The following is a 12,842-nucleotide window of genomic DNA, read 5'->3' on the forward strand; positions in this document are numbered from 1 at the left end:
CGTGTTCGGGGGTGTCACTCACCGGGCGTGAAGGTGCGCCGGTACTCGCTCGGTGTGGTGCCGAGGATGCGCTGGAAGTGCAGCCGCAGATTCGCGCCCGTGCCGAGCCCGACGTCGGCGGCGATCTGTTCGACGCTCCGCTGCGAACGCTCGAGCAGTTCGCGGGCCAGATCGATACGGGCGCGCATCACCCACTGCATCGGTGTACAGCCGGTCTCGTCGACGAAGCGCCGGGAGAAGGTGCGCGGGGAGACCCCGGCCTGTCGCGCCAGTATGTCGAGGGTGAGGGGTTCGCCGAGCCGGTGCAGCGCCCACTCGCGGGTGTCGGCGAACCGTTCACCGAGCGGTTCGGGGACGCTGCGCGGCACGTACTGGGCCTGGCCGCCGCTGCGGTAGGGCGCGGCGACCAGGCGGCGGGCGGCGTGGTTGGAGGCGGCCACTCCGAGGTCGCCGCGCAGGATGTGCAGGCACAGGTCGATGCCGGAGGCGGCGCCGGCCGAGGTGAGCACGCTGCCCTCGTCGACGAACAGCACGTTCTCGTCGACCTGGACGAGGGGGTAGCCGGCCGCGAGGGCGCGCGTGTAGTGCCAGTGCGTCGTGGCGCGTCGGCCGTCGAGCAATCCGGTGGCGGCGAGCGCGAAGGCACCGGTCGAGATGGCGGCGAGCCTTGCGCCCCGCTCGTGGGCGGCGAACAGTGCGTCGACGACGGCCCGCGGCGGGTCCTCACGGTCGGGGAACCGGTAGCCGGGGACGAAGACGATGTCGGCCCACTCCAGCGCTTCGAGGCCGTGGGCCACGGCGTACGCGAGGCCGTCGCCGCCGGTCACGAGCCCGGGGGCCGCTCCGCACACCCGTACCTCGTACGGCATGCTCGCGCGGGTCGTGAACACCTGCGCGGGAATGCCGACATCGAGCGGCTTCGCGCCCTGGAGCACGAGGACGGCGACACGGTGCGGGCGGGAGGCTGACACAGGAGGAGGTTACGCGGGAGTCGCCACGAGGTCGTGCCCGTGCCGGGGCCGTCGGCGTGGCCGGACCGCTCGGTGGGCCCCGGGACATCGTCGCCGGTGGTGGTGTGCAGGGTGACATCGACGCCGTCGGGTTGTACGCCGAAGGCGGTGGGGGTGGTGCCGCAGCGGATCTGGGGCCCGATCCGTTCCCGGTCAGCGGGAACGGCCGCTACGACCGTGCCCTCCCCCGTGGCACGCTCCGACCGTCTGATGCTCTGCACTGCCACGGCGACCGGAAGGACGACAACACATGGGCGGCCCGCACACCTTGGCCCGTCTCGCCGACTGGGCTGCCGACACCCACGGCGACGCGGAGGCCCTCACGTTCCGAGGGGCCCGCTGGACGTTCCGCACCCTGCGCGAGCAGGTGGACCGGGCCGCGCGGGCCCTGCTGGCGCAGAGGCTGCGGCCGGGCGAATCGGTCGGGGTCTGGGCGTCCAACAGCGATCGGTGGGCGATCGCCGCGCTGGGCGCCCTCGCCGCGGGCGGCGTCCTCGTCCCGGTCAACACCCGTTACCGCGCCGCGGAGGCCGCCGACATCCTGCGCCGGGCACGCGCCCGTGTGCTGCTGACGGAGCACGACTTCCTGGGCCGCGACTTCCGCGCCGAACTCGCGGACGGCCACGAACTGCCCTTCCTGGAACGGGTGGTGGCCCTGCACGACGACGGCGAGTGGGCCGCGTTCCTCGCCTCCGGCGACGCGGTCACCACCCTCGAACGCGAGGAACGGTCGGCGGCCGTGGCCCCGGACGCACCGAGCGACCTGCTGTTCACCTCGGGCACCACGGGCCGCCCCAAGGGCGTGATCGGCGAGCACGGACAGGTGGTGCGGGCCGCCCGGGACTGGGCGCGAACGGTGACCCTCCAGTTCGGCGACCGGTATCTGCTGGTCAACCCGTTCTTCCACACGTTCGGCTACAAGGCGGGCTTCGTGGCCTGCCTGTTGACGGGGGCGACGGTGCTGCCGGAGCCGGTGTTCGACGCGGCCCGGGTCCTGGAGCGGATCGAACGCGACCGTGTCTCCGTGCTCACGGGCGCGCCGACGGTGTTCCTCTCCCTGCTGAAGCACCCGCGGCGGCCCGCCCACGACCTGTCGTCGCTGCGTATGGCGGGCACCGGTGCGTCCAACATTCCCACCAGGCTCATCGAGCAGATCCATGAACTCGGCGCGCACACAGTGTTCACCGCGTACGGGCTCACCGAGACGAACGGCTTCGCCACCATCTGCCCGCCCCACGAGGGCGCGCACACCCTGGCGCACACGGTCGGGCCCGCCATGCCCGGCACCGAGATCCGTATCGACGCCTCGGCAGGCCGGTTCGCCGACGGCGAGGGCGAGGTCCTGATCCGCGGCTACCAGGTGATGCGCGGATACCTCGACGACCCGGACGCCACGGCCACCACGCTCGACTCCGAGAGCTGGCTGCGCACCGGGGACGTAGGACGCCTCGACGAGCGCGGCTTCCTGACGATCACCGACCGGCTCAAGGACGTGTTCCTGGTCGGCGGGTTCAACGCCTACCCGGCCGAGATCGAGCAGGCGCTGCGCGGCCATCCGGCCATCGCCGACGTGGCCGTCGTCGGCACGCCGGACGAGCGGCTCGGCGAGGTGGGCGTCGCGTACTGCGTCGCGGCGGACGGCGCCGGGATCGATACGGCGGAGCTGACCGGCTGGGCGCGGCAGCGGCTCGCCAACTTCAAGGTGCCGCGCGCCTTCGTCCCGGTCGACGCTTTGCCGCACAACGCGGCGGGCAAGGTCGACAAGGTCGCGCTGCGCGAACGGGCCCGCCGAGAGCAGCCCTCCCGGGCGTGAGCCGACGGCCCGGACGCCGGCCTTCTCCCGCCTCCGGGCCCTCTGCCTTGCGTGCCGCCCTCTCCGCGCTCGTCCCGCATGCCGCTTCAATATGCCAAGGCATGCCGAGGAGCGTCTGTTGGCTGCCGATGACCTGCTTCTCCATATGCCAGAGGCATGACCAGCGAGCAACCTTGGCCGCCTTCCGCACGTTCGCGTGCAAGGACGGTGCGCTCGGTGCTTCCATGGAACACTCAACGCACCTCAAGTGGGTAGGCCGAGGAGCAACGACCATGAGCACGCCGACCTCACCCGTCTTCGACATCCACGTCGTCGACGCCGGAGACCTCGTCCTCCTCCACGCGCGCGGCGAACTCGACCTGAACACGGCGCCCGACCTCGATCGCGCGCTGACCCCTTTGCACCCACGCCGCTGCGAACTCGACTTCGCCGACGTGCCCTTCACCGACTCGACCGGCATCAACCTCCTCGTGCGGCACCACCGGCTGGCCGCCGACGAGGGAGGCAGCCTGCTCCTGATCGCCGTGAGCAGGCCGGTCCGCCGGGTCCTGGACATCTCCGGCACCACCGGCCTACTGCTCGCCACGCCCGAACCTCCCCCGCCGGGCATCACCGGCCGCTGAGGAGAAGGTCTCGGCCGTGATGCCGTCGGGGCTTTCGGGCGGCCACTCCACCAGCTCGATCCGGTAGCCGTCCGGGTCGGTGAGCCACGACGTCTTGGGCCCTTCGGGACCGCCCGGGTACTCGATCGGCCCTGGCTCCAGGCCCGCACCGGTCAGCCGTGCACGGGTGGCGGCCAGTGTGTCCACCTGGATCGCGAGGTGGTCGAAACCGGTGCCCACGTCGACGGATCCTTCCGCGGGGCGATGGACCAGTTCGAGCGAGGCCGCCGGTTCGCCGGGGAACTTGAGGATCACGAGGTGGCCCGTGTCGCCGGCCTGGACCCTGCCCAGCTCGACGTAGCCCAGGGCGGTGTAGAAATCGACGGAGCGGTCCAGGTCGGTGACGCGGTAGGAGACGAACAGTGTCCTCACGCGGCCTCCTCGGGTCGGCGCACCCGGTAGCGCAGGTGCGTGACGTCGCGGTCCTCGAGACGTCGGACGAGGTCGAGTTCGATGTGGTCACCGCCGAGGTGGTCGAACAGTCGTCGGCCGTCCCCGAGGAGGACCGGGACCAGGTGGATCTCCATCTCGTCGAGATGCCCGGCCCGCAGGAGCGCCTGGGCCGCGCCCGCCCCATGGACCATGACCGGCCGGTCGCCGGCGGCCGCGCGGGCCTGCCGGGCGCAGTCCTCGACGTCGGTGACGAATCGCGCGTGGCCCGGCGGCACGTCCCCGTCCTCCACGTGGTGGGTGAGGACGAAGATCGGCACCCCGTCATGGTGGTCGCCCTGCCAGCGTCCGGCGAGTTCGAAGGTGCGGCGGCCGGAGATCACCGCGCCGGTCGCCAGCGCCTCCCGGTAGACCTGTCCGCTGGGGCCGTCGGACTCCCGGTCGTCGAGCCAGTTGAAGAGGCGTCCGCCGTCGCGTCCGAGCTCCTGGCCCGGCCGATCGTCAGGGCCGGCGATACAGCCGTCGAGCGACATCGACATGTACAGCCGAATCGGAGTGCGCATGCTGGCCTCCCTCTCGTCCAGGGCACGTAAAGGCTTCGCCACCCGCTCCACAGGGGCGGGATTGTCACAGGGGAAGACTCCGCGCAGCGAACAAAATCATCGCCCCGAAACGGTCCGTGCAGCCGGTCGAGCGTGTGCGGGACCTGAGGGAATTCAGTCCTGGTCGACGTGCTCGTTCAGGACCTTGCCGTTGGCCGCGTCGATGTCGAACGACGTCTTGTCCCAGGTGGCAGGTGTGACCACGTCGACCGACCAGACCGTGGCTCCGCCGTCGGCGTCGTCGAGGGCGACGGAGGTGACCTTGCCCTTCTTGCGGTCCGTGGCCGTACCGGCGGCCTTCGCCGCCGTGATCTTGGCCGCGGCGAGCTTGTCGGTGTTCTCCTTCTTGTCGTCCGCGTCCTGGTCGTTGTCCTTCGTGGAGCCGCTCACCTTGCCGGTGACGGCATCGATCCGTACGTCGGTGCTCGTGCCGTCCGACGCGACGACCTCGGCGTCCCACTCCGGGTTGCCCTGCTGGTCGTCGTCGAGGTCGATGTCCAGGAGCTTGCTGCCGGAGACCTCCTTCTCGGCGGTGCGTGCCGCCTTGTCCCAGTCGACCTTCGTCGCGGAGAGCAGCTTCTTGCGCTCGGCCTGGTCGTCGTTCAGCCGGCCGGTCGGGGTCGCGTCGCCGGTCTGGTCCTGCTGGGCGGCGCTCTCGCTTTCCTCGGCGCCCGAGGAGGTGGCGTCCCCGTCGTCCGACGAGCAGGCGCTCAGCAGGGAGAGCGAGGCGGCGACGGCGCACACGACGCCGAGGGCACGCCCCCGCGTCCTTCGATTGCTCCGCTTCCCGGGTACAGCAGCGTGCATGGGTGGGCCTTTCGTGGCGTGGGCCGGGGAGCTCCGTGCCGCTCCCGCGCCCAGGTCACCCCGTACGTCCGCCGCCCTCACGGCGACTCCGCGAACGGGCACAAAGCGGACGCTCGCCGATCGTCGCAGCCTCTCCGGGGCTCGGCATCCCGACACCCCGGAGAGGCCGGCCCGATCCGCCGTCAGCCCTTCTTCAGCTCCTCGGCGAACATCACGATGATGCCGCTGGGGCCACGAACGTACGTGAGCTTGTAGATGTCCTCATAGGTGGCCACTCCGCGCAGCGGGTGGCACCCGTGCCTGGCGGCCGTCTCAAGGGCTTCGTCGATGTCGTCGACCGAGAAGGCGACACGGTGCATGCCGATCTCGTTGGGCAGGGTGGGCTCCGTCTCGATCGCTTCGGGGTGGATGTACTCGAAGAGTTCGAGGCGGCCGTGCCCGTCCGGCGTCTGGAGCATCGCGATCTTGGCGTGGTTGCCGTCCAGGCCGACGGCGGTGTCGGTCCATGCACCGCTGACCGTGTCCCGGCCGAGGACCGTGAGCCCGAGGTCGGTGAAGAAGGAGATCGTTGCTTCGAGGTCGCGAACGGCGATGGCGACGTTCTCAAGTTTGATGGCCATGCGCTGCATGCTACGAGCCGGACGCCTGCTGCGCGGGCGTGACGCGTATCGCGGCGCGCAGGACGGTGCCGGGGATTCGGTCGGCGGCCAGGTGCGCCGGCCACGCTCCCGCCTCTCCCGCGGAACACCGTCAGCTCACTTCGAAGCCGTGGTAGTGGCTCACCGCGATGCCGTCGGTGAGGTCGCGGTAGAGGCCGACGCCGCCGATGAAGGGCATGAACACCCGTTGTTTGCCAGGGATGTTGGCGCCCATGTACCAGGACGCGGCCTGTGGCATGAGCGTGAGGTGGGCGAGGTCGTTGGTGGTGTTGACCCAGTTGTCCTCGGCGTCGGGGTCGGCCTCCATGCGGTGCAGTCCGCGCTCGCGCAGGTGCGTGAGGGCGCGAGTGATCCAGTCCACGTGGTGCTCGATCGAGGTCATCATGTTGGAGAGGACGGAGGGGCTCTGGGGTCCCGTCACCGTGAAGAGGTTGGGGAAGCCGGCCGACATCAGGCCCAGATAGGTGCGCGGGCCGTGCTCCCACTTCTCCCGCAGTGAGCGGCCCCCGGCGCCCCTGATGTCGATGGCGTTCAGGGCGCCCGTCATCGCGTCGAACCCGGTCGCCATCACGATGACGTCGACGTCGTACGCGCCCCCGTCCTCGGTGCGGATCCCGCGCTCGGTCATCCGGGCGATCGGCCGCTCGGTGAGGTCGACCAGGGTGACGTTGTCCTGGTTGAACACCTCGAAGTAGCCGGTGTCGACGCACATCCTTTTGCTCGCGATCGGGTACGTGCGTGGGGTGAGCCGCTCGGCGAGTTCGGGGCTCTTCACCTTCTCGCGGATCCGTGCGCGGACGTACTCGGCGACGGCCTCGTTGGCCTCCGCGTCCCTGAGCAGGTCACTGAAACCGCTGCCGAAGCACAGGCCGCCGATGTCCCAGCGGCGGTCCAACTCCCCTGCGATTTCCGCCCCTTCGGTCTCGACCAGCAACACCTGCGCTTCCTCGTCGCAGTCGAAGCCCTTCGAGGAGACGCGGGACACCTCGCGCCGCTCGGGGTAGCGCGTCCGCGCCTCGGCGAGGCGGTCGGCGTTGGGGCCGTTGTGGGCGGGCACCGCGTAGGACGGGGTGCGCTGGAAGACGGTGAGCGAGCCCACCAGCGGGGCGATCGCGGTGATGGTCTGCAGCCCGGAGGAGCCGGTGCCGATCACGGCCACGCGCTTGCCCGCCAGGTCGGCGCCCTCGTGGGGCCAGTTGGACGTCCACAACACTTGGCCCGCGAAGTCCGCGAGTCCCTCGAAGTCGGGCCTGGACGGCACGGACAGGCATCCGGTGGCCGCGATGACGTACTGGGCGGTGCGGGGTGTGCCGTCGGAGGCCCGGACCGTCCAGCGGTGCGCCGCCTCGTCCCAATCGAGCGCCTCGACCCGGGAGTTGAAGACTACGTCCTTGCGCAGATCGAAGCGGTCGGCCACGTGGCGGACGTAGGCGAGGATCTCCGGCTGGGCCGCATAGCGTTCGCTCCAGTCCCACTCCTGTTCGAGATCGGCGTCGAAGGAGTAGGAGTACTCGACGGACTCGATGTCGCAGCGGGCCCCCGGGTAGCGGTTCCAGTACCAGGTGCCGCCGACGTCCTCACCGGCCTCGATGACGCAGGTGTCGAAGCCGAGCGCGCGCAGCCGGTGCAGCTGGTAGAGGCCGGCGAAACCGGCGCCGATGACGATGACGTCGTGGTCGGCCATGGCTCACACCTTCCTTTCGGCGACGAACTTGTTGATGTGCTCGGCCACCAGCCGCAGCCCGTCGTCGAAGCCCGGCAGGATGCCGGCCATCTGGAAGAAGGCGTGCATCTGGCCCGCGGCCTCTTCGAGGTCCACCGGGACGCCCGCCTCCCGCAGCGCGTGCGCGTAGGCGACGCCCTCGTCATGCAGCGGGTCGTACTCGGCGACGTACACGAGCGCGGGAGGCAGGCCCGCGAGGCTGTCGGCGCGCAGCGGAGAGGCGTCCGGGTGCCTGCGGGCCCGCTCATCAGGCAGATAGTGACCCCAGAACCAGGCCATCGTGTCCCTGGCGAGCATGAGTTGGTTCTGCGGCGCGACGTACGAGGGCCGGTCCAGGTCGCAGTCGGTGACGGGGTAGACCAGGGCCTGGAAGTCGATGACGGGTCCGCCGCGATCCCGCGCCCAACGGGTCAGCACAGCGGCGATGTTGCCGCCCGCGCTGTCGCCGGCGACGAGCAACGGGACACCTTGCGGGGCGAGTTCAGCCATATGCCCGGCTGCCCACGTCAGCCCGGCCCAGCTGTCCTCGATGGCGGTCGGGAACGGGTACTCGGGCGCCTTGCGGTAGTTGACCATCACCACGGTCGCCTGTGTCGCGTTCACGAGTCGGCGGCCCACATGGTCGTACTGCAAGTCGATGTCGCCGACGACCCAGCCGCCGCCGTGGAAGTACACGATGACCGCCTGCGGGGCGCCGGCGGGACGCAGTACCCGGGTACGGAACCGGCCGCCCTCCCTGCCCTCGATCTTGACGTCCCGCACCGCGCCGACCTCCGGGCCCCGGCCGCTGAGACCGGAGAGGATCGGGGCGTGCAGCCGGGCGATGGCCGGCGTGGACTCGTGCATCGCCGGGCCGTCGGCCTCGGCCAGTTCCGCCAGAAACATCCGGGTCACCGGTTCCAGTGGCATACGGCCGTCCCCTCGTCGATCCCGCTCGTCTTCTCGGAGGTGATACGCGTAGGCAGCCTCGCCTCACCCACCAGCCGCGAACGGCAGCGTCTCGTACCGCCGTACGTAGCAGCCGTCCGCGAACGTACCGCCGGGCGCGTCGACCGTGAAGTCGGGGAAGCGGGCGAGGAGTTCGGTGAGGGCGATCCGGCCCTGGAGGCGGGCCGCCGCGGCGCCCAGGCAGTGGTGCGGGCCGTAGCCGAACGCCAGGTGCTGTGGGGTCGTGCGGTCCAGGTCGGCCTCGTGCGCGTGGGGACCGAAGGCGCGTGGGTCGCGGTTCGCGGAGCCGTAGAGCAGCAGCACCTTGCGCCCGGCCAGGGCGGTTCTGCCATTCAGCGTCAGGTCCTCGGTGAGGGTGCGGGCCAGGCCCTGCACCGGCGACGACAGACGCAGTGCTTCCTCGATGAAGGGCCCGATCGAGTCCGGGTCCGAGGCGATCCTGGTCCGTAACCCGGCTTGTTCGGTGAGGAGTTGGGTTGCGGTGGTGAGGAGGCCGATGGTCGTGTCGTTGCCGCCCGCGATCATGGTGAAGGCGAATCCGAGGATCCGGATCACGGCCTGCGGGTCGTCGGCCAGGACACGGACGAGGTCGGAGACGGTGTCGTCGGCGGGGTGGGCGCGGCGCCGTTCGATCAGTTCGGCGAAGTATGCGAAGAGGCCGGCGACCGCCTCCTGTGCGTCGAGGGCGTGGCCGTTGGCGCCCGCCTGCACGATCGACTGCGTCCACGCCGCGAAACGCCGACGGTCGGCTTCGTCGACTCCCAGATAGTGGGCGACGACGAAACACGGGAGCGGCCGCATCAGTTCGGCGACGATGTCGACCGGTTCGCCCGCCGGGGCCCGCTCGGCGATCGCGTCGAGCCGGGTGCGCACGAAGGCGCGTACCGCGTCCGCCACGGATTCGACGCGGCGCGGGGTGAACCCCTTCGTGAGCAGCCCGCGGAATTCCGTGTGCTCGGGCGGGTCGAGCATGACCAGCGGCGGCGCGATGTCCACACCGGCCGCGGCCATGTCGTCCTGGACCACCGTCAGCCCCTGGCCCGACGAGAACACCTCGGGGCGGCGCAGCGCGTCCAGGACGTCGTCGTAGCGGGAGAGCACCCAATAGTCGCCGTCCTCGACGTGGTGCAGCGGATCGTGGTCACGCAGGGCCGCATACATTGCGTAGGGGTCGCGCCAGGACTCGGCGCCCCGGGGGAGGAAACGGGCGGGCGGCTGGACGATAGTCATGGCGGCACGGTGAGCGACTCCTGACGCACAGTCAATAGACGGCCACGCAGCCACACTTCACGAAATTGAGGCGTGGTGCCAGGATACCGATGAGTTTCAGGGGCGCGGGCGGTCCATGCCCGTGACGGCCGAGGCGGCCGGGACGGCGGCAGGACGACGCCGAACGAGGGGAGACGCACGATGGCCAAGGTGTTCACGCACATGACGATGTCGCTCGACGGGTTCATCGCGAACCCGCGGAACGAGGTCGGGGAGCTGTTCGAGTGGTACGAGGCGGGAGCCGTGAACGTCCCCGACCCGAACGAGACCGTCACCCTCCAGGTCGACGACGCCGGCGCGCAGGTGCTGGAGGAGCTGGCCGGCCAGTGCGGAGCCCTCGTCGCCGGCCGGCGCCTGTTCGACATCGCGCACGGCTGGGGCGACAAGCACCCGGTGGGCGCGCCTGTCGTCGTGGTGACTCATCGCGCGCCCGAGGACGCCGCGACGACGTGGCCCACCACGACGTTCGTCGACGGAGTCGAGGCGGCGATCTCCCGGGCCAAGGAGATCGCGGGCGAGAAGGACGTCACGATCGCGAGTGCGGCGATCACCCAGCAGGCGCTCGACCTCGGCCTCGTGGACGAGGTGTGTGTCAGCCTCGTGCCGGTGCTGTTCGGCGAGGGGATCCCCTACTTCGCGAAGCTGGCGCGCGGCCATCTCCTGCTCGAGGATCCGACCGTCGTCCAGGGGCGCCGCGCCCTCCACCTGCGGTATCCCGTCCGGCGGTAGCAGGTCGTCGGCTCCCCCGGGCGGCGGGGCGCGGCTTGTGCGCGATGTCTGCCGCGCCCTTCCGCGCCCCACGGTCGTGATCTACGTTTGGCATCGCCCCGCCACCGAAAGGCCGACGATGCCGTTTCCCACCAGCGTCCAGCACAACCCGGTCGTCCAGCAGGCGGTCCGCCGCCTCGACGAGCTCGGCGACCCCCGCTTCGGACAGACGCTGGTGCGCTGCCTGGACGACACGCTGGCCCGCACCATCCGCCCGATGCCCGACGGCACCGCCTTCGTCGTGACGGGCGACATCCCCGCCATGTGGCTGCGCGACTCGACGACGCAGATGATGCCCTACCTGGCCCTCCTGAAGGACGACACGGCCCTGCAGGACCTGCTCCTCGCCGTGCTGCGCCGCCAGTTCCGGCAGATCGCGCACAACCCGTACGCCAACGCGTTCAACGCCGAGGCCTCCGGGCGGGCCCACGACGCGGACGATCTGTGCGAGGACCCCTGGGTCTGGGAGGAGAAGTACGAGGTCGACTCCCTCGCCTTCCCGCTCCTGCTGGCCCACCGCTTCTGGCGGGCGACCGGGCGCACCGACCATCTGGCGCAGGCGGTGGAGGCGGCGCGTGCCGCGGTCTCCGTATGGCGCACGGAGCAGGACCACGAGCACCTCTCCAAGTACCGCTTCGTGCGGGCGGACGTCCCGCCGACCGACACCCTGCGGAACGAGGGACGCGGAACGCCCGTCGCCGGGACGGGGATGACCTGGAGCGGGTTCAGGCCCAGCGACGACGCGTGCACCTACGGCTACAACGTGCCCGCCAACCTGTGCGCCGCCGCGGCCCTCGACGGCGTCACCAAGATGGCGCAACACGTGCAGGACCATGAACTCGCGGTCGAGGCAGCCGAATTGGCGGGTGAGCTGCGCGCGGCCACTCGGCAGCACGGCACCGTCGACCACCCCGACCACGGCTCGATCTACGCCTACGAGGTCGACGGGCTCGGCAACGCGCTCCTGGCGGACGACGCCAACATGCCCAGCCTGCTGTCCCTGCCGCTGGTCGCCGACGTCTCGCCGGCGGATCCGCTGTACCTGGCCACCCGCGCGTTCGTGCTCTCCCCCGCCAACCCGACCTGGTACCGCGGAACGGCCGCCGAAGGGGTGGGCAGCCCGCACACCCCTGACGGTTACATCTGGCCCATCGCCCTCGCCGTGGAGGGACTGACCAGCAACGACCCGGAGCAGCGGCTCCAGTTGCTGCACACCCTGATCAACACCGACGCCGGAACCGGGGCGATGCACGAGTCCTTCCACAAGGACGACCCGGACAGGTTCACCCGCGACTGGTTCTCCTGGGCCAACGCGATGTACGCGGAACTGGCTCTGGATCTGGCCGGGTTCGGCACCCGCCACCTGTGGGACACGTCCTACGTGGCGTCCGCCTAGTACAGCAGCCCCTCCGACTAGTACGGCAGCCCCTCCGACGCCGCGCGCAGGGCCACGTCGAGGCATGCGGCGAACTCGTCGTACGAGGCCTCGGGTTGGTCCGCGTAGCGGCGGGCGAAGTCCTCCGCGGCCGCGCGGAGGGCGCCGTTGAGTGTCGCCGCGTGCACCGTCACCCGCAGGTCGTCGGCGGCCCCGCCGGAGCGTTCCGCGAGCAGGCGGCCGAGGACGGGGAGCGCGTCGTCGTGGGCCTGGAGCCAGACGGCGCGCAGCGCGGGCTCGGTCGAGGTCATGCGGATCAGGGCGAGGATGGTGGGCGTGCCCTGCGGCAGATCGCCCGTACCGCGCGTCTCTGTGAAGAAGTCCAGCAGACTCATCCGCGCGGGCCAGTACCGCAGTTGGGTCACGGCGAAGTCGAGTCCCGCCGTGAGCAGCGGGAGCACGCAGCTCTCCTTCGTCGGGAAGTGGCGCCACAGCGTGCGCGAGGAGACGCCGACCGCCCGCGCTATCTGCTCCCCCGTCGTGGCCGTGACGCCCTGGGTGGTGAACAGGCGCACCGCCTCGCAGGCGATCTCGAACCGGAGCGCGGCCTTGCGGCGTTCGGCGAGCGACGGCCGCTCGACCGTCGACTCCTCCTGCCGCCACTCTTCCCATGGCATCTGTCGCATGCCGCCATCTTGTCACTGAGTGACACGCGACTCTACTCTGCGGTAGCTGACCGGCGAGTAACCACCCTGCTCTCGCCGGGAGTTGGCAGGTGCCTGCCCTGTTCCCCTGTGCCCCTCCCTCCCCCACTCG

Annotated in this window: 13 protein-coding genes; 4 read left to right on the forward strand and 9 right to left on the reverse strand. The window is 70.8% G+C overall.

Translation table 11 applies throughout. From position 1 onward, the window contains the following. Positions 1-14: 14 nt before the first annotated feature. A complete protein-coding gene (locus ACIRHA_RS35770) occupies positions 15-971 on the reverse strand; it encodes a GlxA family transcriptional regulator (protein WP_403854550.1) in 957 nt (318 codons plus the stop codon). A 289-nt stretch (positions 972-1,260) separates the two neighbouring features. Between ACIRHA_RS35770 and ACIRHA_RS35775 the strand changes: the two genes are divergently transcribed. Both ACIRHA_RS35775 and ACIRHA_RS35780 read left to right on the forward strand, forming a co-directional pair. Continuing rightward, positions 1,261-2,823: an AMP-binding protein gene (locus ACIRHA_RS35775; protein ID WP_403854553.1), complete on the forward strand. Its 1,563-nt coding sequence runs from the start codon at positions 1,261-1,263 to the stop codon at positions 2,821-2,823. Between the two features lie 272 nt (positions 2,824-3,095). After that, on the forward strand, positions 3,096-3,446 hold the full coding sequence (locus tag ACIRHA_RS35780) for an STAS domain-containing protein (protein ID WP_403854556.1): 351 nt from the start codon (positions 3,096-3,098) through the stop codon (positions 3,444-3,446). Here the strand turns inward: ACIRHA_RS35780 and ACIRHA_RS35785 are convergent. From ACIRHA_RS35785 to ACIRHA_RS35815, 7 genes are all read right to left on the reverse strand, one after another. Beyond that, positions 3,396-3,857 (reverse strand): VOC family protein, encoded by a 462-nt coding sequence (locus tag ACIRHA_RS35785; protein WP_403854559.1) that lies wholly within the window; start codon positions 3,855-3,857, stop codon positions 3,396-3,398. The two genes, ACIRHA_RS35780 and ACIRHA_RS35785, sit on opposite strands and share 51 nt — an antisense overlap. After that, positions 3,854-4,438: a dihydrofolate reductase family protein gene (locus ACIRHA_RS35790; protein WP_403854562.1), complete on the reverse strand. Its 585-nt coding sequence runs from the start codon at positions 4,436-4,438 to the stop codon at positions 3,854-3,856. The genes ACIRHA_RS35785 and ACIRHA_RS35790 overlap by 4 nt, the downstream gene beginning before the upstream one ends. Positions 4,439-4,591: 153 nt before the next feature. Beyond that, positions 4,592-5,221: a PepSY domain-containing protein gene (locus ACIRHA_RS35795; protein ID WP_403854565.1), complete on the reverse strand. Its 630-nt coding sequence runs from the start codon at positions 5,219-5,221 to the stop codon at positions 4,592-4,594. Between the two features lie 245 nt (positions 5,222-5,466). Then, positions 5,467-5,904, reverse strand: a complete 438-nt coding sequence (locus ACIRHA_RS35800) for a VOC family protein (RefSeq protein WP_403854568.1) — start codon at positions 5,902-5,904, stop codon at positions 5,467-5,469. 130 nt (positions 5,905-6,034) lie between these two features. Next, entirely contained in the window at positions 6,035-7,627 is a 1,593-nt protein-coding gene (locus ACIRHA_RS35805; RefSeq protein ID WP_403854572.1) for a flavin-containing monooxygenase, read from the reverse strand. Positions 7,628-7,630: 3 nt separating this feature from the next. Beyond that, positions 7,631-8,575, reverse strand: coding sequence for an alpha/beta hydrolase (locus tag ACIRHA_RS35810; protein ID WP_403854574.1), 945 nt, complete (start codon positions 8,573-8,575; stop codon positions 7,631-7,633). A gap of 63 nt (positions 8,576-8,638) precedes the next feature. Further along, positions 8,639-9,844: a cytochrome P450 gene (locus ACIRHA_RS35815; RefSeq protein ID WP_403854577.1), complete on the reverse strand. Its 1,206-nt coding sequence runs from the start codon at positions 9,842-9,844 to the stop codon at positions 8,639-8,641. Positions 9,845-10,024: 180 nt separating this feature from the next. Between ACIRHA_RS35815 and ACIRHA_RS35820 the strand changes: the two genes are divergently transcribed. Together ACIRHA_RS35820 and ACIRHA_RS35825 are read left to right on the forward strand one after the other, a co-directional pair. Beyond that, positions 10,025-10,612: a dihydrofolate reductase family protein gene (locus ACIRHA_RS35820; RefSeq protein ID WP_403854580.1), complete on the forward strand. Its 588-nt coding sequence runs from the start codon at positions 10,025-10,027 to the stop codon at positions 10,610-10,612. Positions 10,613-10,730: 118 nt separating this feature from the next. Next, on the forward strand, positions 10,731-12,047 hold the full coding sequence (locus ACIRHA_RS35825; RefSeq protein ID WP_403854583.1) for a glycoside hydrolase family 125 protein: 1,317 nt from the start codon (positions 10,731-10,733) through the stop codon (positions 12,045-12,047). Between the two features lie 17 nt (positions 12,048-12,064). Here ACIRHA_RS35825 and ACIRHA_RS35830 read toward each other — a convergent pair whose 3' ends face one another. Further along, on the reverse strand, positions 12,065-12,712 hold the full coding sequence (locus ACIRHA_RS35830) for a TetR family transcriptional regulator (protein WP_403854586.1): 648 nt from the start codon (positions 12,710-12,712) through the stop codon (positions 12,065-12,067). Between the last annotated feature and the right edge of the window lie 130 nt (positions 12,713-12,842).

Origin of the sequence: Streptomyces sp. NPDC102360, assembly GCF_044766085.1 — a bacterium.
Taxonomy (GTDB): Bacteria; Actinomycetota; Actinomycetes; order Streptomycetales; family Streptomycetaceae; genus Streptomyces.

What these genes read in the sequence shown, in the direction of transcription:
- ACIRHA_RS35775 (WP_403854553.1), top strand. Translation starts at nt 1,261, where the DNA reads ATGGGCGGCCCGCACACCTTGGCCCGTCTCGCCGACTGGGCTGCCGAC.
- ACIRHA_RS35780 (WP_403854556.1), top strand. Translation starts at nt 3,096, where the DNA reads ATGAGCACGCCGACCTCACCCGTCTTCGACATCCACGTCGTCGACGCC.
- ACIRHA_RS35790 (WP_403854562.1), bottom strand. Translation starts at nt 4,438, where the DNA reads ATGCGCACTCCGATTCGGCTGTACATGTCGATGTCGCTCGACGGCTGT.
- ACIRHA_RS35800 (WP_403854568.1), bottom strand. Translation starts at nt 5,904, where the DNA reads ATGGCCATCAAACTTGAGAACGTCGCCATCGCCGTTCGCGACCTCGAA.
- ACIRHA_RS35805 (WP_403854572.1), bottom strand. Translation starts at nt 7,627, where the DNA reads ATGGCCGACCACGACGTCATCGTCATCGGCGCCGGTTTCGCCGGCCTC.
- ACIRHA_RS35810 (WP_403854574.1), bottom strand. Translation starts at nt 8,575, where the DNA reads ATGCCACTGGAACCGGTGACCCGGATGTTTCTGGCGGAACTGGCCGAG.
- ACIRHA_RS35815 (WP_403854577.1), bottom strand. Translation starts at nt 9,844, where the DNA reads ATGACTATCGTCCAGCCGCCCGCCCGTTTCCTCCCCCGGGGCGCCGAG.
- ACIRHA_RS35820 (WP_403854580.1), top strand. Translation starts at nt 10,025, where the DNA reads ATGGCCAAGGTGTTCACGCACATGACGATGTCGCTCGACGGGTTCATC.
- ACIRHA_RS35825 (WP_403854583.1), top strand. Translation starts at nt 10,731, where the DNA reads ATGCCGTTTCCCACCAGCGTCCAGCACAACCCGGTCGTCCAGCAGGCG.
- ACIRHA_RS35830 (WP_403854586.1), bottom strand. Translation starts at nt 12,712, where the DNA reads ATGCGACAGATGCCATGGGAAGAGTGGCGGCAGGAGGAGTCGACGGTC.